This is a genomic window from Drancourtella massiliensis (assembly GCF_016900655.1).
Taxonomy (GTDB): Bacteria; Bacillota; Clostridia; order Lachnospirales; family Lachnospiraceae; genus Sellimonas; species Sellimonas catena.
Window position 1 is genome coordinate 1 of sequence record NZ_JACJKH010000010.1, and the last position, 22859, is coordinate 22859.

Here is a 22859-nt window from a genome sequence, read left to right on the forward strand (position 1 = left end):
GGGAAAATATTGTATCATCTTCGCATCAATTAAATTAATTTTATTTGCAACACATTTGCAACAAAATAGCCGAGAAACGGCATAAAATCGTTAAATCTCAATAATCCTCATTTACTTTTCCACTTTTTTTGATATAATTATTCCAATGAATGGAGGAAAACATCATGTTGTCAAATCAGGTACTGCAAAGAACAATATCAGAAATAGAAAATATAGCAGGGGGTTCCTGTTCTGTGTGGGCAATGGACGGACATCGCATTGTACAGGCAGGGACAGAGAGTATGAATGCGGGCGAGAGGATTCAGGCATTTCTCGAAGAGATAAAAAAAGAAGAGATCTTTCAGGGACTCGAAGAGATCCGCACAGGATACGCCCTCTTCCTTGTGTGTGATGAGGAGAAACCTGCTTACATATTAAATATAGAAAACATGAGCGGAGAAAAGGCGGAAATTGTAGGGCGCCTCGGCGTTAAACAGATGGAGGGGTTGATACGTGCCTATAAAGAAAAGATTGACAAGAACCGTTTTCTTCAGAATCTTCTTCTTGATAATATGCTTCTTGTGGATGTTTACAACCAGGCAAAGAAGCTTCATATCGAAAACGATCAGAAGAGAGTGGTCTATCTTGTAGAGGCCAGGGCCAAAGATAATCAGATGCTTCTTGAAACGATGAAAGGAATGTACGCGTCCGGCATGAAAGATTTTGTAACTGCGGTGGATGAGGGAAGTGTGATTCTTGTCAAGGCGCTGGAAGAGACAGATGGATACCGGGAAGTGTTTGAAAGCGCCAAGAGCATCGCGGATACGGTATCTGCTGAGGCAATGGTTAATATCCGGGTGTCTTACGGTACGATGATCCACGAGTTGAAGGATGTATCAAAATCCTACAAAGAGGCCGGCATGGCACTGGATGTGGGGCGGATTTTCTATCCGGACAGGAATATTCTTGCTTATAACGAACTGGGAATAGGACGGCTGATCCATCAGCTTCCGCTCTCTCTGTGCGAGATGTTTTTGAAAGAGGTTTTCGGGGACAGGGATGTATCCGAGTTTGAGGAAGAAACACTTTCCACGGTTTACAAATTCTTCGAAAACAATCTGAATATCTCCGAGACGGCCAGACAGCTCTATATCCACAGAAATACGCTTGTGTACCGGCTGGAAAAGATTCAGAAGCTGACAGGTCTGGATGTGCGGGTGTTTGAGGACGCTCTGACATTTAAAATCGCGATGATGGTATCAGAGCATATGAAATTTATGAATCAATAAAGTTTATAAACAGGGAAAACACAGAGACAGGTATTACAGCTTGTCTCTGTTATTTTAATGTGCTAAAATGAGAAAAGTACAAAATGAAGGAGGTATTTGCCTGTATGATAAAGTTATTTAAAAATGGAGTCTACTTACTGAATGGTAAAGATATCATAGAAGACGGACCGGAAGCTGCCGAGGCGCTGAAAGCAAAGACGGGACGTGTGGTTACAAAAGAAGAGGCGGCGGCGCAGACGATCGCCTATGAAATTCTGAAAGCCCACAATGTTTCAGGAAATATGAAAAATCTGAATATCAAGTTTGACAAACTGACGTCACATGACATTACGTTTGTCGGAATCATTCAGACAGCAAGAGCGTCCGGACTTGAGCGGTTCCCGATTCCGTACGTGCTTACCAACTGCCACAACAGCCTCTGTGCTGTAGGCGGCACGATCAATGAGGATGACCATATGTTTGGACTGACCTGTGCAAAAAAATACGGCGGCGTCTATGTACCGCCTCATCAGGCTGTCATCCACCAGTATGCGAGAGAAATGCTTGCCGGAGGCGGTCAGATGATCCTGGGATCTGACAGTCATACCCGATACGGCGCTCTTGGAACAATGGCAGTAGGGGAAGGCGGACCGGAGCTTGTAAAGCAGCTTCTCAGCAAGACATATGATATCCGGATGCCGGAAGTGATTGCAGTTTATCTGGACGGAGAGCCGGTTAAAGGAGTCGGCCCGCAGGATGTTGCTCTGGCGATTATCAAAGCGGTGTTCCAGAACGGTTATGTGAATAATAAAGTGATGGAGTTTGTGGGACCTGGCGTTGAAAAGCTGAGTGCGGATTTCCGTATCGGCATTGATGTTATGACGACAGAGACGACCTGCCTCTCTTCGATCTGGAAGACGGATGACACCATCCGGGAGTTCTATGAGATCCACGGAAGAAGCGGAGACTATAAAGAGCTGAATCCTGGAGAAGCCGCTTACTATGACGGAATGGTCTATGTAGACCTTGGAAGCATCCGCCCGATGATCGCAATGCCGTTTCATCCGAGCAACGCCTACACGATCGAAGAAGTTAATGCAAACTTAAAGGATATTCTTCATGATGTGGAAGAAAAAGCAAAGGTAAGCCTTGACAATGCGGTGGAATATTCACTGCAGGATAAAATACGAAACGGAAAACTCTACGTGGAGCAGGGAATCATTGCAGGATGTGCCGGAGGCGGATTTGAGAATATCTGTGCCGCGGCGGACATTATCCGCGGGAAGAACATCGGCTCCGATGCCTTTACATTCAGTGTGTATCCGGCAAGTACTCCGATTTACATGGAACTGGTGAAAAACGGTGCTGTCGCAGATCTCCTTGCGGCAGGAACGGTTGTTAAGACAGCATTCTGCGGACCTTGCTTTGGCGCGGGGGATACTCCGGCAAATAATGCGTTCAGTATCCGTCATACGACAAGAAACTTCCCGAACAGAGAAGGATCCAAGCTTCAGAACGGTCAGATTTCCTCTGTGGCGCTGATGGATGCAAGATCCATTGCAGCAACAGCCGCCAATAAAGGATATCTGACACCGGCGACCGATCTCGATGTGGAATATAAAAATCCGACCTATCATTTTGATGCCTCCATTTATGCGAACCGTGTCTTTGACAGCCACGGAAAAGCAGATCCGGACGCAGCGATCCAGTTTGGTCCAAACATCAAGGACTGGCCGCAGATGCCGGCGCTTCCGGAAAACTTATTGTTAAAGGTTGTTTCAGAGATCCATGATCCGGTAACGACGACAGATGAGCTGATTCCGTCAGGAGAGACTTCCTCTTACCGGTCCAATCCGCTTGGACTTGCGGAGTTTGCGCTTTCCAGAAAGGATCCGGCATATGTCGGGCGTGCAAAAGAGGTGCAGAAGGCCCAGAAAGCAATCGAGGCACACACTTGTCCGCTGGAAGTACTGGAAGAACTCAAACCTGTGATGGCGAAAGTGAGAGAACAGTTCCAGAATGTGGGAGAAGGAAACCTTGGTATCGGAAGCACGATCTTTGCAGTGAAGCCGGGAGACGGATCTGCAAGAGAACAGGCGGCATCATGCCAGAAGGTGCTTGGAGGATGGGCGAACATCGCAAGCGAATATGCGACGAAGCGTTACCGCTCCAACCTGATCAACTGGGGAATGCTTCCATTTATTACAAAGGAAGACCACAAAGCCCTTCCGTTTAAAAATGGCGACTATATCTTTGTTCCGGAAATCCGCAAAGTGATTGAAGGCAAAGCAGAAGAAGTGAAAGCCTATGTTGTGGATGGCGGCCTGAAAGAAATCACGCTTCATCTTGGCGCGCTGACAGATACAGAACGGGAAATCATTATGAAAGGCTGTCTCATCAATTATTATAGAGGCTGGTAAGCAGCAGAAAACCCCGTCCGGGAGCTGGACGGGGTTCATTTTTACTTTATTCTTCTCCGTTGAAGCAGTACGTACAGAGCTTGCAGGAGTCGATTCCGATGGATTCGATCAGGTCATCCAGACGGTGGTAACGAAGAGAGGTGAAATTCTGCTGACGGCAGATTTCATCCAGCATCTTCTGGTACCGGTCACTGTTCGGGTCTGCGTATTCAGCCAGGATTTCCGGGGAAGCATCTCCTTCCCAGTCGCGGATAATCCGGCGTGTAATCAGATCCAGTTCGGATTTGGATCTTGAGAAGTTCAGATACTTACATCCATATAACAACGGAGGACATGCAGGGCGTACATGCACTTCCTTGGCACCGCTCTGATAAAGGAATTCAGTAGTCTCACGCAGCTGTGTTCCGCGGACAATGGAATCATCGATCAGAAGCAGCTTTCTGTCTTCAATTAAAGCCTGCACCGGAATCAATTTCATGCGGGCGATCAGATTTCTCTGACTCTGAGTGGTCGGCATGAAAGAACGCGGCCAGGTAGGTGTATATTTAATGAACGGGCGGGCATATGGGATACCGGATTCATTTGCGTAACCTATGGCATGTGCCACTCCGGAATCCGGGACGCCTGCAACGATGTCAGGAGTAACGGTTCCGGCATCTCTTTTTGCAAGAAGGCTTCCGCATTTGTAGCGCATCTCCTCTACATTGACTCCCTCATAGGAAGAAGTAGGGTATCCATAATAAACCCAGAGGAAGGAACAGATCTTCATTTTTTCAAAAGGCTGTCCGACTGTTTCCACGCTTTCAGGTGTTACATAGACGATCTCACCAGGTCCCAGTTCCTTATAATCGGTATATCCGAGATTGATATATGCGAAACTCTCAAAAGAAACACAGTATGCATCATCTTTCTTTCCAACGACAACCGGAGTGCGTCCGTAACGGTCACGTGCCGCATAGATACCTTCCGGAGTCATGACAAGCAGAGTCATGGAACCGTCCACGATCGACTGTACATAACGGATTCCTTCTACAATCGAATCCTTTTTGCAGATCAGGGAAGCAACCAGTTCTGTGGCATTAATCTGCCCGGTGCTCATCTCCTGAAAATGAGAATGTCCATCATTATAAATCATGTTCAAAAGTGAATCAAGATTATTGATCTTGCCGACTGTAGTGATAGCAAAGCTGCCAAGATGTGACTGGATCAGCAGAGGCTGCGGTTCGAAGTCGGAAATACAGCCAATACCCAGATTTCCCTTCAGCTCCTCCAGATCTTTGTCAAATTTGGTACGAAACGGGGAATTTTCAATATTATGGATTGCGCGGCTGAATCCATTCTCTCCGTGAGTTGCCATACCGCCTCTTCGTGTTCCGAGGTGAGAATGATAATCTACCCCGTAAAATAAATCAAGTACACATTCATTTTTTGAAGCTACGCCAAAAAATCCGCCCATAGTGTGTATTTCTCCTTTCCCATTCTAAAACAATCTTACATTGACAATACTAATTTAGTTTAGCACGGATGGACCGGTAAATGAAGAGGAAATTAAAAATAGATAAATGAATAAAAAATATAAATAAATCAGATAATAAGTACAATTAGAATCAAAGAATGAAATAAAATAAAAAATATAAAAGAAAAGTATTGACAAAATGGAGGCGGGATGCTATAGTGTAATCAATCCAAAAGAAAAGAAACCTGACGAGAAAGGGATTCTTGAAAACTGGAAGTTGTTTCACTTTCAGAATTGGAAATTTAGAAAAGGAGGGCTTTTACCATTGGACAATACGGAATTCAAAACTCAATATGTTAGTGGTGTTACAGATGAAGGTTCCCATGATGAAAGCCTTTATCAATAAATCAATCCAGTAAATAGTTGAGTATACAAAGTATATCGGAGTTGTTAGAAACTGGAATTTGTGATTGAAAGATCTGTAAGACATATTGAGGATGATACCACATCAGTCAATAGTTCAAAGAGTTAGAAGATGTGTAAAGAAACATCGCATAACCATCAGAAATTTTATTAACCATTTATTTTATATTTAGTATGAGTTGATGAATGAAGACGTAGTATGCGGATAGTAAGAGGGGAGGAAGCCAAGGAGCAGAACCCATAAGAAGATTGAAATAAGAAAGAGAGTTTCTCTAAATTATATGAATCTGATATATTGGCAGAAGATCCGAAAAGTCAACAAAATTAAATACATTATAAAAGGAAGTAAAAGATCTGAGATCAAAGATTACATTAGCGGAAAATTAATCAGAGACTTTGAGTTATATATCGAATATAAAATAAAAAAGGCTTTTGGGAACCGGTAGATCAAAAGAAAGATTCCTCCGGTAAGAGAATATAGAATATGAAAAAATTGAATAGTTAGAGTAGCCATTATAAGAAAAAACGTTATAATGGCTACTTTTTTTGCGTAATAGTTTTGTAATAATTAAGAAAAAAACACTCCCATTTTTTTGACATTGACAGGTTGGTATGATACACTAAGAAAATGAAAAGATATATCATTCTTGCGTATAGAAGGCTGGTAAGGAATCGCTGCAAAAGCAAGTAATTAATGAGGTGAATGACATTGGATAAATACGAGTATCGTGAAAAAACGGAACAAATGATGAAGTACGTCCAGACAAGATCCTACGACAAGGCAAAGGAGATCGCAGATACGATCGACTGGAAGCGAGTAAAAAATGCGTCAATGCTTTGTGCTGTAAGTGAAATTTACGAATATACCGGGGAGTATCAGAAGAGCAGAGAGATCCTTTTTATTGCATATGACAGAAGTCCGGGGAGCAGGAAGATTGTATACCGCCTGGGGACTCTGGCGCTTCGGCTGGGGGAGACGGAGGAAGCGCTGGACTGCTATGACGAATTTGTGAGTATGGCTCCGAAGGATCCGAACCAGTACATATTAAAGTATAAGATTTTAAAGGCGCAGAACGCCCCGATTAAGGAACAGATTCATGTGCTGGAAGAATTTAAAAAAGCGGAATATATTGAAAAATGGGCATATGAGCTTGCAGAGCTTTACGATCAGGCGGGAATGACAACCGAGTGCCTCGAAGAGTGTGACGATCTGATTCTGTGGTTCAGTGACGGAGCTTTTGTACAAAAGGCGATGGAGCTGAAAATGAAATATAAACCTCTGACGCCGCAGCAACAAAAGAAATATCGAAAAGCGGGGAATGAGGAAGAATCCGGAAACCTGACTGCCGCTGTGGAAGAAGCACAGACAAGGAAGCCGGAAAAAGAAGAGCAGGTAAAGGTTGAGGAGATTCCGGCGGAAAATCAGAAAGAGGTTCAGGGAGAACCGGAAAAGACAGTAGATTTTGAGCAGGTGATTTCGATGCTTCAGGACCAGGGGAAAAGAGAAACACTGATTCTGAAAGCAGATTCTTCAAAAGCGCTGACAGGAGCCTTTCTGCTTGGAATGGCTGTCGGAGGAAATAAGACGATAACAGAAGTGAAGCAGATGTTCGAAAAAGGAGAGGGAGACGTGTACGAAACAGGCCAGATGAAAATAGAAGAGATCCTTCGTCAATGGGAAGAAAGACAAAGGAAAAATGCAGCCGTTATTGAAGAAAAACGGCGCGAAGCAGAGGCAAAAGCAGAGGAAGAAAAAGCAAAGCAGGAAACAGTTTCCAAGGACACAGCGACGATACTTTCAGAAGATATTCAAAGACTTCTCAGCGAGATGGAAGCGGAAGAAAAAGAAAGAGAAGAGGCTGTCGGCGGCACGACAGAGTCTCTTGCAAGACTTTCCGAGTCGATGAAAGATCAGACAGAAGAAGAGACAGAAAGTGAAACAGAACCGGATGAATCTGTCGAAGAAGAAAGTCCTGAGGACGAGTACGCCGAAGAAGAGTACGACGAGGACGAGTACGCCAAAGAAGAGTACGACGAAGACGAGTACGCTGAGGAGGAGTATGACGAGGACGAGTACGCCGAAGAGGAGTATGACGAGGACGAGTACGCCGAGGAGGAGTATGACGAGGACGAGTACACCGAAGAGGAGTATGACGAGGACGAGTATGCTGAAGAGGAGTACGATGAGGACGAGTACGCCGAAGAGGAGTATGACGAGGATGAGTACGCCGAAGAGGAGTATGACGAGGACGAGTACGCCGAAGAGGAGTATGACGAGGACGAGTACACCGAAGAGGAGTATGACGAGGACGAGTACGCTGAAGAGGAGTCCGTGGAAGAGGAGCATGAGGACGAAGAATCCGATTTTGAAGAGGATGATTCTGACTATGAAGAAGAGGTAGAAGAGTCAGATCAGGAAGAAGAGGAAGCGGCGGAACAGGAGCCGGAAAAAGAAGAGGTTCTGGAAATCGAGGAACCGGATGAAGACGAAGACTCCAGATCTTCCGGCGGATCTTCCTTTGATACAGGATTTATTGTTCAGGGAAGATATGACTTGAGCGCAACAAGTGAAATCGGTCTGAAGCTTGGTTTGACAGAGGAGCAGAAAAAACTGTTCTCCTATTTTGTACCGATCCGTGGAATGAGTGAGCAGCTTGTCGATGTTCTCGAGCAGGACAGAAACTGCAGAAAGCGGTATGGAACTTCCAGAACAGGAAATATTCTTGTAATCGGACACAAAGGATCCGGTAAGACTGTACTTGCGGTTGATATTGTAAAAGCGATTCAGAAGCAGCGCAGGATGAAGCAGGGCAAGGTTGCGATTATCACCGGAGACGCACTGAATAAGAAGAACCTGATCAGTATTATCCAGAAGCTCAGCGGTGGTGCGCTGATTATTGAAAAAGCAAGTAAAATGAATGATAAAACCATTGATGAATTGACAGGATTAATGGAAGAGCAGACCGGAGAGATGCTGTTTATTCTGGAAGATGAGAGACGTCCGATGGAGAAAATGCTTTCTGAGTATCCGGACTTCCGCAGAAAATTTACTTCCCGTGTGGAACTTCCGATCTTTATCAATGATGAGCTTGTTACGTTCGGCCAGACATATGCAAAAGAAAACGGATACCGGATTGATGAAATGGGAATTCTTGCTCTTTACAGCCGTATCGATGTACTTCAGAAAGAAGATCACTTTGTGACAGTAGCTGAAGTGAAGGAGATCATGGATGACGCGATTGCCCATTCCCAGAAAGCGAATGTAAAACATCTGATGAAGAGGGTATTTGGAAAGAGCACAGATGAAACTGACAGAATTATTCTGAAAGAGGATGATTTCAAACATTAAAGATAATCGACAATAATTGTATAAAATGACGAAAAGAGTTTTGATAAAGTGAAAAACTTTGTTAAAACTCTTTCTTTTTATCCATCCCTAAAGTATAATAAACTTAGATTTTTTGTGAGAAGGTGGATAGTATGGCGAGAACAAAAAAGAAAAAACCATATGAGATAGGAGAACTGGATCAGTACTTATTTGGACAAGGAACTCATTATGATTTATATAAAAAAATGGGATCCCATCTTGTTACGGATGGACGCAGAAAAGGTGCGTATTTTGCAGTCTGGGCGCCGAATGCGAAGGCAGTTTCGGTTGTAGGTGATTTTAACAACTGGGACAAGGATAAAAATCCGATGGTAAGAGAAGAGCCGCTTGGGATCTATACCTGCTTTATTCAGGGGATCGAAGAGGATATGATCTATAAGTACTGTATTGAGACGAAGACCGGAGACTTCCTCTACAAGGCTGATCCGTTCGCGAATTATGCGGAAGTAAGGCCTGGAACCGCTTCGAAAGTGCATGACATATCAAATCTGAAATGGAGCGACAGTGCGTGGATGGAAAAGAGGACTACCTGGAACATGGATGAGAGTCCGATGTCTATCTATGAAGCGCACATTGGTTCCTGGAAACAGCATCCGGGAGAAGAAGAGGAGCGCTTTTACAACTACCGTGAGTTTGCAGTGGAAGCTGCGAAATATATGAAAGAGATGGGATATACCCACATTGAATTGATGGGAATCGCAGAGCATCCGTATGACGGTTCCTGGGGATACCAGGTAACAGGATATTTTGCGCCGACTTCCAGATATGGAACCCCGGAAGATTTTGCGTATATGATCAACTACTTCCACAAAAATAAAATCGGGGTTATTCTGGACTGGGTACCGGCTCATTTTCCAAGAGACGCGCACGGACTTGCGGATTTTGACGGTACAGCGGTTTATGAATATGCGGATCCAAGAAAAGGTGAGCACCCTGACTGGGGTACGAAGATTTTTGACTACGGCAAGTCTGAGGTAAAAAATTTCCTGATCAGCAATGCGTTGTTCTGGATGGAACATTTCCATGTGGACGGGCTTCGTGTCGACGCAGTTGCATCGATGTTGTACCTGGATTATGGAAAGCAGGACGGTCAGTGGGTTGCCAACAAATATGGAGGTAATCAGAATCTGGAGGCGATCGAGTTTTTCAAGCATTTAAATTCGGTTGTTCTTGGACGAAATCCGGGAGCGGTCATGATTGCGGAAGAGTCTACCGCATGGCCTAAAGTGACAGGAAAACCGGAAGACGATGGACTGGGATTCAGCCTGAAATGGAACATGGGCTGGATGCACGATTTTCTGGAATATATGAAGCTGGATCCTTATTTCCGGAAAGAGCACCACAATCAGATGACATTTGCGATGACCTATGCTTACAGTGAGAAATATGTTCTTGTACTTTCACATGATGAGGTCGTCCATTTGAAGTGTTCGATGCTCAATAAGATGCCGGGACTCGGATTTGATAAATATGCGAATCTGAAAGTCGGATACGCATTTATGATGGGGCATCCGGGGAAGAAGCTTCTGTTTATGGGACAGGATTTCGCGCAGCTTAGAGAGTGGAGTGAGGAAAGAGAGCTTGACTGGTATCTGCTGGAAGAGCCGGAGCATCAGTATCTGCAGGCGTTTACAAGAGATCTTCTGAAGCTTTACAAAAAGAACAAAGCCATGTATGAGCAGGACACTGTCGGATATGGTTTTGAGTGGGTAAATGCGAACGACGGATACAGAAGTATTTTCAGCTTTATCCGTCATTCCAGAAATAATAAAAAGAATCTGCTTTTTGTCTGCAACTTCACGCCGATGGAATGGGCGGACTACCGCGTAGGTGTGCCGCGCAGAAAGCAGTACAAGCTGATATTAAACAGTGATGAAAAACAGTATGGAGGAAAGGGCGAGGAACGGCCGCTTGTTTATAAGGCTGTGAAGCAGGAGTGCGATGGAAGACCGTATTCCTTTGCATATAAACTTCCACCATACGGTGTGGCAGTATTTGAGTTCTGATTACTGCAGTTGACAGGAAAAATGATCAGGCCCGTCTGGAAGGTGCATGAAGGCTTTGCAGGCGAGCCTGATTTTGTGTGGTTTAAAAATGGAGGGTCGATATGGAAAATTACCAGATTACACAGTGGTGCCACCGGTTTATCGAAGAACAGGTTAAGGATGGGGACTACTGTATTGATGCCACCTGTGGAAATGGACATGATACGTTGCTTTTATGCAGGCTGGCAGGCAGTGATGGACTGACAGCGGGATTTGACATCCAGGAACAGGCGGTAGAGAAGACAAAAAAACGGCTGAGGGAGGCCGGCGTGGAAGAAAAGGCCAGAATTTTCTGCTGCGGACATGAAAAGATGAGAGAACAGCTGGCAGAGGACCCGGACTGCCGAAAAATGCTGGAGAAGACGCAGGACGGTTATGGAAGTGTCTCCTGTGTTGTGTTTAACTTTGGCTATCTTCCGGGAGGGGCACATGATCTTGCCACAAAAGCGCAGACAAGTCTGGAGGCAGTTGAACAGAGTCTGGAGCTTCTGAAAAAGGGAGGAATTATCAGTCTTTGTATCTACAGCGGGAAAGACAGTGGATTTGAGGAGAAGGAAGCTTTGATGGAATATCTGAAAGGTCTTGACAGCAAAAAATATCTGGTTATAATGAGCTCATATTACAATCGTCCGAATCATCCACCGGTTCCGGGACTGATTATCCGGCTTTGATGTAGCAGAATGTGGATGATATCATATACTAACTGACAGGAGGGATGAAGATATGCAGCTTGCAGCAGGACTGTTGTTACCGTTTATAGGGACCACGCTTGGTTCGGCGTGTGTTTTTTTTATGAAAGGCCAGATGAAACCGCTTATTCAGAAGATACTTCTTGGATTTGCGTCCGGAGTGATGGTGGCGGCATCGGTATGGTCACTGTTGATTCCATCGATGGAAATGTCGGAAAACATGGGAAAATATGCGTTTATTCCGGCGGCAGCCGGATTTCTGCTTGGGATTTTCTTTCTGCTTATGATGGATCAGGCGGTACCGCACCTTCACATGGGGGCGGAGAAGTCAGAGGGACCGAAATGTTCTTTAAAAAAAACAACCATGCTTGTCCTTGCCGTCACACTTCATAATATTCCGGAAGGAATGGCGGTCGGCGTGGTTTTCGCGGGGATGCTCTCGCGGAACACAGAAATTACAATGGCAGGTGCGTTTGCGCTGTCGATCGGCATTGCGATCCAGAACTTCCCGGAGGGAGCAATTATTTCCATGCCGTTAAAAAGTGAAGGAACGGGAAAGGGAAAGGCATTTTTGTACGGGATGCTTTCCGGGGCAGTGGAACCGGTGGCGGCCGGAATTACCATTCTGCTTGCGGGATTTATTACACCGGTGCTTCCGTATCTGCTGTCTTTTGCGGCCGGAGCAATGCTTTATGTTGTGGTGGAAGAATTGATCCCGGAGGCAAGCGAAGGGGAACACAGTAATATCGGAACGATCGGATTTGCAGCCGGCTTTGTGCTGATGATGATCCTGGACGTTGCGTTGGGATAATGAAAGTCCAGATGAGATCAGGAGAGAGGAGAGAATAGGATGAGACTTCGGAATATACCGGGGGCAAGATACGTGATTGCCGGACATGAAGCGGTGATAAAGAATGAGAAGGAACAGAAAGGACACTGGGAAGAGGTCTTTGGAAATGACCATCCGGTACGTGTGGAGATCGGTATGGGGAAAGGCAGGTTCCTGATGACGATGGCGCTGGAACATCCGGAAATAAATTATATTGGAATCGAGCGATACTCCAGTGTGCTTCTGCGGGCGCTGGAGCGGATGGATGCCATGGAGGAACCGCCTTCTAACATCCGGTTTGTATGTATGGATGCGGCTGAAATAGAAGAAGTATTTGAACCGGGGGAAGTGGACCGGATCTATCTGAATTTTTCGGATCCGTGGCCAAAGGCACGTCATGCAAGGAGAAGACTGACGTCAGCCGCGTACTGGGAGAGATATGATCATATTCTGAAGCAGGACGGGGTTGTGGAGTTTAAAACGGACAATAAAGAACTGTTTGAATTTTCTCTTGAGCAGGTTCAGGAGGCCGGCTGGGAACTGAAGGCACATACTTTCGACCTGCACCATAACGAAGACCTGAACCGGGGGAATATTATGACGGAATATGAGGCAAAGTTTTCCGCCAAAGGAAATCCGATCTGCAAGCTGATTGCAGAAAGAAAAAGATAGGGGGAACGCGTAACAGAATCCTTCATCCGGCATATGATGATAGAAAAAGCAGGCAGGTGGAAAATGGGAAAAAGATGCGGAAGAAAGGTCTGCCATACGTGCGGAAGATTCTGCTACGATAATATCTGGCTGAATAAAAAGATCCGGATTCTTCAAAAATCCTGTGCAGAACTATACAGGGTATTTAATCCTGGCTGCAGGTCAGGGCGGTGTGACAAATGCAGGAGTTGACAGAGCAGAATTTCCGGAAGGAAGTACTGGAGGAGAAAAAGCCTGTACTGGTAGAGTTTTATGCAGTCTGGTGCGGGAAGTGTTCGATGATGGAAGACATATTCGGAATGGTTGCGGAAGAATTTGACGGGAAAATCAAGGCGGGGAGAGTGGAAACGGAGAGCAATCCGCTTCTTGCCGCAAGATACCGTATCCGGGCAATTCCGGCATTTCTTTTGTTTTCGGACGGGGAAGAAGTTCTGCGGATGACAGGGATGATGGAGCCGGAGGAGATGGCCGGAAGATTGAACGCTGCTGAAAATATGCTGAACAGCCGGAAGAGAAAGAGATAACCGTATCACCCGGACGCCCTGAATTTCAGGCGTTTCACAAAAAATAAAAAAATTTTTAAATTTTGCTTGCATTTTCCTGAATAATGTAATATAATTTTTCTTGCGTTAAACAAATGGAAAATGCAAAATGTGCCATTAGCTCAGTTGGTAGAGCACCTGACTCTTAATCAGGGTGTCCAGGGTTCGAGCCCCTGATGGCGCACTTTAAATCACTGTTTTTGGAGAGGGAGATCTCTGGGGGCGGTGATTTTTTTGTGCCCAAAGGGCGAAAGTTTGATTTGGAATAGATAGATTAGTGATGGAAAGGGAGCACGTATGAGGCAGGATGTACAAAAGATAATTCTTCAGATCAGAAGAAGGTGGAAAAAGAGAAAAACAAAAGTAATCAGCATTTTGCTTGCGATCATCTGGCTGGCTGTCATGGTTGTGCTTTTGACAAACTGGAGAATGTTTGGCAGGACGGCAAATGGAGATTCGATAAAAGGAATCGTGCAGTGGGTACTTCTCTGGCTGTTTGGTGTTGCGGGAGCAATTCTATGGCAGTTTTACTGCCTCTTTCTCAGAAAAAAGAGGAAAATCAAACGGCTCGGGGTTGGAAGCATCGTGGTACTGGCGATTGCAATGGGGACAGGAATGTTCTGGATCATGGAGTGGATTTATAATCCGCAGATGTTTACGATTCCGTACCAGTTTGTATCTCTCAGTATCTGTGTTTCAGCCGTTGTGTTCCTGATTTTTCTGCTGTTGTGCAATTCTCTTCGTCTTGCAGTGCTTTTGTGCAGTGCCATGTATTTTATTTGGACGATTGCCAGCTATTTTGTTTACGAATTCCGGGGCCTTCCGCTGCAGATTGTGGATCTTCTGGATCTCGGGACGGCGACAACGGTAGCGGGTGATTATGAATATTCCATGACACGGCATATGCTGATTGTGGGTGTGATTATAGTCAGCATTGTTACTTCTTTATATACGGGAAACAAATACAAACTTGTAAAAGGAAAGAAGGCCAAAGTTCTGATCCGTGTGGCGGGTATATTCCTGCTTGTCGGAGGAATTCGCTATCTTGGATGGTCCGATCAGCCGGAAAGCTGGAATGTGGTTCTGAATGGGAACCGGCCGGGAGACAGTTTTTATAATTATGGAATGCAGATGTGTGTGATCCGCGGCGCCAGAGATTCGATTGTAAAGGAGCCGGATGGATATTCGGTTGAAGAGCTGCAGCAGGTATCGGACGAGATTGAATCAGGAAATGCGGGAAGCAGCAAAAAGCCGAATATCATTGCTGTCATGGATGAAACATTTTCTGATCTGACCTGGATCAGAGATTTCCCGGTATCAGAAGAAATTATTCCATTTTATAACAGTCTGACAGAAAATACAATTAAAGGGAAGCTGTTGGTTCCGGTGCTGGGCGGAGGGACAGGAAAGACGGAGTTTGAATTCCTGACCGGAACGTCGATGCGGATGTTCAACTCGACGCCTTATGTAGTGCTCGGTAAAAAACTGGATGCCTCAATGGTGGAGCCGCTCGAAAGTCAGGGATACAAAACAGCCGCGATACATCCTTTTATTCCGACAAATTATAATCGGGAAGTTGCGTATGAAGCGATGGGATTTGACCGGTTCCTGAGCTTTGATGATTTTCAGGGAGAAAGAATGGTACGGGATTTTATCTCGGATGAGGCATGTTTTGACCGGATTGAGGAAATGATAAAGGACGAGGAAGATCCACTGTTTACATTCTGCGTCACGATGCAGAATCATTCCCCGTATACAAAAGAATATGAAAATTCGGTTGAACTGCTGGAGTATACCGATTCACAGGTGGAACAGTATATGTCACTGATTCATGAATCCGACCGGGCACTGCAGAAACTGATCGAAGATCTGGAAAAGTCCGATGAGCCGACGGTAGTTGTGTTTTTTGGAGATCATCTTCCGACATTGTCCGAAGATTTTTACGAGTATGTATTTGGAAAGACAGATGAGGAAATGACGTTTGAAGAAAACCAGAATTATTATCTGACCCCGTTTTTGATCTGGGCAAATTATGATATTGAGGAGCAGCAGGATGTTGTCACAAGCAGTAATTATCTCGGAGCTATGACACTGGAGACGGCTGGGGTAGAGCTTACAAAATATCAGCAGTATCTTCTTGACTTAAGAGAAAAGGTGCCGGCTTTCAGCGGAACAGCCTACTATGGACATGACGGCAGATTTCACGAGTACGGATCCGGAGGCCGGGAGGAGGAGTATCTGCCGCTTGATGACTGTATTAATTACAACAAGATTTTTGGAGAAGAGAGCCGGCTGGACGAGTTCTTTTTCCTGAAAAACGATGAATAAGGCACAGGTTTTGTATTTTTTCCTATACAATCGCTAGGATTTGCCGAAAAGCAGGAATTGTTCCTGAAATAGTACATGAAACGCATTGACACAGATTTCACGAATCAGCTATAATAGCCCCATGAAACAGAAACAGTTGTTTCGAAACAGTATAGGGTTTATATTTGAAGGAGGATTATCAACATGAGAAAAGAATGGGAATCTTTTCGCGGAGGCATCTGGGAAAAAGAAATCAATGTAAGAGATTTCATCCAGAAAAACTACACACCGTATTTAGGTGATGACAGCTTTCTTGCAGGACCGACAGAGGATACAAAGGCACTGTGGGAGCAGGTTATGGATCTGTCCGCGCAGGAGCGCGAAAAAGGCGGAGTCCTTGATATGGACACGAAAATTATTTCTACCATTACGTCCCATGGACCGGGATATCTTGACAAAAGCAAGGAAAAGATCGTAGGCTTCCAGACAGACAAGCCGTTCAAGCGTTCCCTGCAGCCATATGGCGGTATCCGCATGGCAATCAAGGCATGCGAAGAAAATGGATACCATGTGGACCCGGCAATCGTTGAATTCTTCACTAAACATAGAAAGACACACAATGACGGAGTATTTGATGCTTATACACCGGAGATGAGAGCGTGCCGTTCCAGCCACATCATCACAGGACTTCCGGATGCATACGGACGCGGACGTATCATCGGCGACTACAGAAGAGTTGCTCTTTACGGTGTGGACAGACTGATCGAGGACAAGCAGCATCAGAAAGATACGACAAGAACAATCATGTACTCTGATGTTACAAGAGAAAGAGAAGAGCTCTCCGAACAGATTAAAGCATTAAAAGAGTTAAAAGAACTGGGACAGATCTACGGATTTGACATTTCCAGACCGGCTGAAAATGTACAGGAAGCGATCCAGTGGCTGTATTTCGGATACCTTGCTGCAATCAAGGAGCAGAACGGTGCGGCAATGTCCCTTGGACGTACTTCCACATTCCTCGATATCTATGCTGAGCGTGACCTTGCAAACGGCACATTCACAGAGGAGCAGATTCAGGAATTCATCGACCACTTCATTATGAAGCTGCGTCTTGTAAAATTTGCGAGAACACCGGAATACAATGCACTGTTCTCCGGAGACCCGACATGGGTAACAGAGTCGATCGGAGGTATGGGAATCGACGGACGTCCGATGGTTACAAAGATGTCCTACCGTTACCTTCATACACTGCAGAACCTTGGAACAGCACCGGAACCGAACCTGACCGTGCTGTGGTCCACAAGACTTCCGGAAAACTTCAAGCGTTTCTGTGCGAAGACATCCATCGAGTCTTCTTCCATCCAGTATGAGAACGATGACCTGATGAGAGTGACACATGGTGATGACTACGCAATCGCATGCTGCGTATCCTCTATGCGCGTAGGTAAGGAAATGCAGTTCTTCGGAGCCCGCGCAAACCTTGCAAAATGTCTGCTTTACGCAATCAACGGTGGTGTGGACGAAATTTCCAAGAAACAGGTGGGACCGAAGTACCGTCCGATCACATCCGAATATCTGGATTACGATGAAGTAAAGAGCAAATTCAGTGACATGATGAAATGGCTTGCACAGGTATATGTCAATGCACTGAACATCATCCACTACATGCATGACAAATACTGCTACGAAAGAATTCAGATGGCTCTTCATGACAAGAAGGTAACACGCTGGTTCGCGACAGGTATTGCAGGACTTTCTGTTGTAGCTGACTCCCTGTCAGCGATTAAATACGCGAAAGTAAAAACAGTCCGTGACGAGAATGGTATTGTAGTAGATTACGAAATTGAAGGAGATTTCCCGAAATACGGAAATGATGATGACCGTGCAGATGAGATCGCATACGATATCGTGCATGAGTTTATGTCCTATGTAAAAGGAAATCACACATACCGTGGAGGTATCCCGACAACATCCATCCTTACGATCACATCCAACGTTGTATACGGAAAGAATACAGGATCTACACCGGATGGAAGAAAGGGCGGCGAGCCGTTCGCTCCGGGAGCAAACCCGATGCACCACAGAGACAGCCATGGTGCGGTAGCTTCCTTAAGTTCTGTAGCAAAACTGCCGTTTAAAGATGCTCAGGATGGTATTTCCAATACCTTCTCCATCATCCCGGGAGCACTCGGAAAAGATGACGCCATTCTTTTTGACGACATTGCTTTCGAGCTGGAGCCGGACTGCGCATGCTGCGAGCCAAATGCAACATTAGACGACGAAGAATAATAATATAAAATAAGGAGGACAATCATATGAAAATCAGTGAGGCTCAGATTGACAATCTTGTAGGTTTATTAGATGGATACGCTGAAAAAGGCGGACATCATCTGAATGTAAATGTATTCACAAAAGATACACTTCTGGATGCACAGGCTCATCCGGAAAAGTATCCGCAGCTTACTGTACGTGTGTCCGGATACGCAGTAAACTTCAATAAGCTGACAAAAGAGCAGCAGGATGAGGTTATCTCCAGAACATTCCATGACGAAATGTAATCAGGGCTATATTCATTCGACAGAGAGTTTCGGGACCGTGGACGGTCCCGGAATTCGTTTTGTCATCTTTTTCCAGGGGTGTCCGATGCGATGCAAGTACTGTCATAATCCGGACACCTGGCAGCCGAACCAGGGAAATCTCATGACAGTGGAGGAACTTCTGGAAACATATCGTCATAATGAGAAGTTCTACAGAAAGGGCGGGATTACCGCGACGGGCGGTGAGCCGCTTTTACAGCTTGAGTTTCTGACAGAGCTTTTCAGGCAGGCGAAAGAGACCGGGATCCATACATGCCTGGATACATCCGGTATTGTATACAGAGAATCAAGAAAAGAAGAGTTTGAGAAGCTGTTTGCGGTTACGGATCTGGTTCTGCTGGATATTAAACACAGCCTTCCGGAAGGCCACAGGGAACTGACAGGACAGGATCAGGCTCCGGTGCTGGAGTTTGCCAGAGCACTGGAGACGGCGGGGGTACCGATGATTATACGCCACGTTGTAGTTCCTGGTATTACCGACGGGAAAGAAGAGCTGGAGACACTGGGACATCTGATCTCCGGTTTCCGAAATCTGAAAGGGCTGGAAGTGCTTCCATATCATACGATGGGGACGAAAAAGTACGAACAGCTCGGAATGAAATATCCGCTGGAAGGCGTGGAAGCCATGGATAAGACAAAAGCCCATGAAGCGAGAGAATTCCTGCTGAAAATCATAATGGAAGACAGAAAGAAAAGGACTGCAAAATAAGCCCTTTATATCAGAAAACGCCAGCTCCGGCAAGACCGGAACTGGCATTTTTTAATTAGGACCTATTTGAAATTCTGCATAGACATATTCGGTTGAAGAAGAAGCATTTTCCGTATAGATAGAATATGGTTTTTTAATTCTGTAGGATCCGCTTTCTGAGACATCATCTAGCGTACAGATAAATCTTTTTTCTTCACCTGCCGCGATAGTGTAGGCAATATCCTCATATACGATCGAAACCGGAACTTCCGTCCATTTATCATTAAGAAAGGTTTCGATCTCATAGGCTTCTCCGGTTGCGATGTCCTGTTCACTATTATTTATCATATTCACTTCTATTTGTGAACTTGAAGAAGGAATTACGTTTTCGTCCGAATAAAGTTCTAATAATACTGCCGGATTCGTTTCGCCATTATCGATGTGGGCTTTATTCGACGCACACCCATTGCATCCCAGCAAAATTACAGCCAATAAAATGAAAATCTTCATATATCCTCCTATATAAGTTCCTCGTTCTGTTCTGTCTCTGCTATCAGCGAAGAAATGATCTCTACCGCTTCCTCTTCTGTGTAGAAAAGGTCTTTATCCAGATGTTCACAGAAATCGCAGAATCCGTGGAGCAGTCCCGGTTCTGTGATGTCCAGGCAGATCAGCCGTTCCGGATTGGAAGACGGGAACATCAGGTAACCGTTCCGGTGGTTGACATACATGAACAGTTCGTTATCAAGGTCGCCGATGCTGCATTTAAGCATCCGGATCCCTCCGGCCGGACAGATCTGGAGGAACTGTCTGATCAGAGTAATACGGTCGGCAGGCTCAAACGGACGGTATACTTCCGGCGGATATTCCGGGATACGCCCTGTATCCAGAAAACGCCGAAGCCCTTCTTCTGAGAAAATGAACAGCATCCGGTGGCATGTAAAGCGTTCTCTGAGATCATGTACATAATCCTTCAGCATGGAAATCAGATAATCGCGGTTTGGAAGCTCCGGATAAATATATTTCTCAAAAAAGCAATCCGGAATACAGTAGGTCAGACACGGGAGCATCTGAAAACAGTAGTTCTGATCGACGTCTGCCTTGAGGTTATGAAAATAATCAAGCTGAGTCGGCAGATCACTCATGGTAACACCAAAGGAAGAGGTCTGCTCCAGATACTGATCATAAATCTGATGAAAGAACTGCAGGCTCTTCTCTGTCTGGAACAGGATTCCGGAACGCATATCTCTGGAAAGAAGGAATGCGTGTCTGGATGTAAGCACAAGATAAGGGAAGAGAAGAAGCTCATTTGATGAATGAACCAGTTCCCCGTAGTAATAATAAACATTGTATTTACATGCACAGCAGTAGACCGGGAGAATCTTCTTCAGGCAGGTCAGATTATAGTTTTTCTTGTTAATTGTCAGCTGATCGCTGGAATTAAAACAGATAATATGGCTGATTGACAGGTTTTTGTTTTCATATCCCAGAGTCGGAAGAAGATTCATCAGAAAATCCGAGTCCGGCTGGATCAGAAGACGGATCTGGGGATCGTTTGTCCGGGATTCCAGAAAAAGAATATAAAACAGCTGATGGTTAATTTCATTCTGCCCGGTTATGGTAGATACACCCGGAGTATCCGGGAAACAGGATAAAGGCGCAGGGGTCGGGGTGGAATAAATTTCAGAGTATTTTTTAAAATTTTCAAATAATTCAAGAATGCTTTTCCTGCGGTAGTAGTTTTCCAGCCCGTCAACGGAAATTTTGTAGGATTCGATAAAATCATTCCGTTCGGAAGGGGTGAGCCGCAGATACTCGGCCATCAGAAGAACGGTGTCCATGTTTGCCACATGCCGTGTCCCCTTGATAATTTTATACATAAAGGAGCGCTCAATTCCGCAGAACTGCGCCATTTCATTTGATTTTATGGCTTTTGCAGCGATATGCTTCCCTAATAAATCCGAAAATATTGACATAGATTTTTCTCCTGATTTTAAAATAATGTTCTGTTATGGAACGTGTGTTAGAATTATTATAAAGAAAAGAGGATAAAAAAACCAGATGTAAATGGAAAAAAGATTGTCCAATTTTTTGTCCACTTGGAAAATCTATAGAAAGAACAGAATAAACATGCTACAATAAATTTGTCTAAAGGGAGAGAGGGAGTTAGTGGTTAATAATAGTGTATACCGCAGAAATGTGGTATGATGAAAACGAATCTGGCAACAAGATTCGTTTTTTGTTGTCTGTAAATATGGAGGTAGCGATGGAAATAATTATCAGAAATGCAAAAAGAGAGGAAGCGGAAATTCTCGCTCAGATAGAAAGGGAATGTTTCCCGGAGGCGGAAGCGGCGACGGAGAAAGATATTGCGGAACGGATGGGCGCGTTCCTGGACTGCTTTTTCGTGGCAGAGGCAGACGGAAAGGTAGTTGGATTTATTAATGGAGCTGTGGCAAAAGAGCCGCATCTGCCGGATGAAATGTACCATGACACCGGTCTTCATGATCCGGATGGAGACTATCAGACGGTGTTTGGCCTTGATGTGCTGCCGGAGTACCGGAGACAGGGAATTGCAGGCCGTCTTCTTGAGAGGATGATTGAACATGCGCGAGAGTGCGGCAGAAAAGGTGTTGTGCTGACATGTAAAGATCATCTGGTACATTATTATGCGGGATTTGGATTTGAAGATCACGGAGTGGCAGATTCCAGCCACGGCGGAGCCAAATGGAATGATATGCAGCTGAAATTCTGATGATGGATCAGAAGCAGAAGCGATGGAAATTTCCGGACATTTAAAGAATCCGGGAAGTGTGCTATAATCAAGGTGCTTGATAAATGCAGGATTTTTGATGAAAGGGAATGGATATGGTTTACACATGGGCGGCTGACACCGCTTTGCTGATGGATGAAAAACAGTATGAGGCTTATTACCGGCAGATTCCGAAATGGAGACAGGAAAAGGCGGACCGGATCCGGATGAGGGAAGACCGGGCGCTAAGTGTCGGTGTCTGGGCATTGTATCAGAAAGCACTTCGGGAAAGCGGGCTTTCAGAAAAAATGGTCTTTAATCTGTCTCATTCCGGACATTACGTGTTGTGTTCGATTGCGGATACGGAAACGGCGAGGACCGGATGCGATCTGGAAAAGACAGGGATTCCAAGACTGAAAGTGGCCAGGAGGTTTTTCTGCCGCTCTGAATGGGATTATATTCAGAAAAAGGCGTCTGAAGATGAGAGGAAGGAAGCGTTTTATCGTTACTGGGTTTTGAAAGAAAGCTTTATGAAGGCGACGAGACTTGGAATGAAGCTTCCTCTGGATGCATTTGCAATCCGCCTGAGTGAAGGGGAAGATCCGGTGTTGACAAAAAAGCCGGATACGATAGAAGGACGGTTTTATTTCCGGGAATATCCGGAACCGGAGAGAGGATTTTTTGCTGCTGTGTGTTCGGAAGATCCGGACATGGCAGAAAATCTGAGGTGGATGACACTGTGACAGAAAGACAGAAAGGACTGCA

Annotated in this window: 18 protein-coding genes and 1 tRNA gene; 16 read left to right on the forward strand and 3 right to left on the reverse strand. The window is 45.1% G+C overall.

Annotated features, from left to right (window positions below; genetic code table 11):
- The first annotated feature begins 164 nt into the window (after positions 1–164).
- Positions 165–1268, forward strand: coding sequence for a PucR family transcriptional regulator (locus tag H6A32_RS06945; RefSeq protein ID WP_087166595.1), 1104 nt, complete (start codon positions 165–167; stop codon positions 1266–1268).
- 104 nt (positions 1269–1372) lie between these two features.
- Positions 1373–3667: a hydratase gene (locus tag H6A32_RS06950; RefSeq protein ID WP_087251862.1), complete on the forward strand. Its 2295-nt coding sequence runs from the start codon at positions 1373–1375 to the stop codon at positions 3665–3667.
- A gap of 46 nt (positions 3668–3713) precedes the next feature.
- Here the strand turns inward: H6A32_RS06950 and H6A32_RS06955 are convergent, their stop codons facing one another.
- Positions 3714–5123 (reverse strand): amidophosphoribosyltransferase, encoded by a 1410-nt coding sequence (locus tag H6A32_RS06955; protein ID WP_087166597.1) that lies wholly within the window; start codon positions 5121–5123, stop codon positions 3714–3716.
- Between the two features lie 199 nt (positions 5124–5322).
- On the opposite strand from H6A32_RS06955, the gene H6A32_RS06960 reads away from it, so the two are divergent.
- The 12 genes from H6A32_RS06960 to pflA all read left to right on the forward strand — a co-directional run bounded on the left by H6A32_RS06960 (position 5323) and on the right by pflA (position 19363).
- The gene (locus H6A32_RS06960; RefSeq protein ID WP_087251861.1) at positions 5323–5529 is read left to right on the forward strand and encodes a hypothetical protein; all 207 of its coding nucleotides are present in this window, start codon (positions 5323–5325) and stop codon (positions 5527–5529) included.
- Between the two features lie 720 nt (positions 5530–6249).
- Entirely contained in the window at positions 6250–8895 is a 2646-nt protein-coding gene (locus H6A32_RS06965; protein WP_243424870.1) for a hypothetical protein, read from the forward strand.
- 131 nt (positions 8896–9026) lie between these two features.
- Positions 9027–10940: a 1,4-alpha-glucan branching protein GlgB gene (gene glgB, locus H6A32_RS06970; protein ID WP_087251860.1), complete on the forward strand. Its 1914-nt coding sequence runs from the start codon at positions 9027–9029 to the stop codon at positions 10938–10940.
- 101 nt (positions 10941–11041) lie between these two features.
- Positions 11042–11650, forward strand: coding sequence for a class I SAM-dependent methyltransferase (locus tag H6A32_RS06975; RefSeq protein ID WP_087166601.1), 609 nt, complete (start codon positions 11042–11044; stop codon positions 11648–11650).
- A 52-nt stretch (positions 11651–11702) separates the two neighbouring features.
- On the forward strand, positions 11703–12479 hold the full coding sequence (locus tag H6A32_RS06980) for a ZIP family metal transporter (RefSeq protein ID WP_087166602.1): 777 nt from the start codon (positions 11703–11705) through the stop codon (positions 12477–12479).
- Positions 12480–12518: 39 nt separating this feature from the next.
- Complete coding sequence (gene trmB / locus H6A32_RS06985; RefSeq protein ID WP_204863998.1) at positions 12519–13169, forward strand: tRNA (guanosine(46)-N7)-methyltransferase TrmB; 651 nt, start codon at positions 12519–12521, stop codon at positions 13167–13169.
- A 218-nt stretch (positions 13170–13387) separates the two neighbouring features.
- Positions 13388–13732 (forward strand): thioredoxin family protein, encoded by a 345-nt coding sequence (locus tag H6A32_RS06990; RefSeq protein WP_087166605.1) that lies wholly within the window; start codon positions 13388–13390, stop codon positions 13730–13732.
- A gap of 129 nt (positions 13733–13861) precedes the next feature.
- A tRNA-Lys gene (locus H6A32_RS06995) sits at positions 13862–13934 on the forward strand.
- A 113-nt stretch (positions 13935–14047) separates the two neighbouring features.
- A complete protein-coding gene (locus H6A32_RS07000; RefSeq protein WP_204863999.1) occupies positions 14048–16078 on the forward strand; it encodes a sulfatase-like hydrolase/transferase in 2031 nt (676 codons plus the stop codon).
- Between the two features lie 183 nt (positions 16079–16261).
- The gene (pflB, locus tag H6A32_RS07005; protein WP_087166607.1) at positions 16262–18346 is read left to right on the forward strand and encodes a formate C-acetyltransferase; all 2085 of its coding nucleotides are present in this window, start codon (positions 16262–16264) and stop codon (positions 18344–18346) included.
- Positions 18347–18372: 26 nt separating this feature from the next.
- Positions 18373–18615 (forward strand): autonomous glycyl radical cofactor GrcA3, encoded by a 243-nt coding sequence (grcA3, locus tag H6A32_RS16660; protein WP_024734038.1) that lies wholly within the window; start codon positions 18373–18375, stop codon positions 18613–18615.
- Positions 18602–19363, forward strand: a complete 762-nt coding sequence (pflA, locus tag H6A32_RS07015) for a pyruvate formate-lyase-activating protein (RefSeq protein WP_087166608.1) — start codon at positions 18602–18604, stop codon at positions 19361–19363. The genes grcA3 and pflA overlap by 14 nt, the downstream gene beginning before the upstream one ends.
- Positions 19364–19414: 51 nt before the next feature.
- On the opposite strand, the gene H6A32_RS07020 is transcribed toward pflA, so the two are convergent.
- Positions 19415–19852 (reverse strand): immunoglobulin-like domain-containing protein, encoded by a 438-nt coding sequence (locus H6A32_RS07020; protein ID WP_204864000.1) that lies wholly within the window; start codon positions 19850–19852, stop codon positions 19415–19417.
- An 8-nt stretch (positions 19853–19860) separates the two neighbouring features.
- Positions 19861–21318: a helix-turn-helix transcriptional regulator gene (locus tag H6A32_RS07025; protein WP_138372603.1), complete on the reverse strand. Its 1458-nt coding sequence runs from the start codon at positions 21316–21318 to the stop codon at positions 19861–19863.
- 290 nt (positions 21319–21608) lie between these two features.
- Between H6A32_RS07025 and H6A32_RS07030 the strand changes: the two genes are divergently transcribed.
- Positions 21609–22097 (forward strand): GNAT family N-acetyltransferase, encoded by a 489-nt coding sequence (locus H6A32_RS07030; protein ID WP_118637115.1) that lies wholly within the window; start codon positions 21609–21611, stop codon positions 22095–22097.
- 113 nt (positions 22098–22210) lie between these two features.
- On the forward strand, positions 22211–22837 hold the full coding sequence (locus tag H6A32_RS07035) for a 4'-phosphopantetheinyl transferase family protein (RefSeq protein ID WP_158099173.1): 627 nt from the start codon (positions 22211–22213) through the stop codon (positions 22835–22837).
- Positions 22838–22859: the final 22 nt, after the last annotated feature.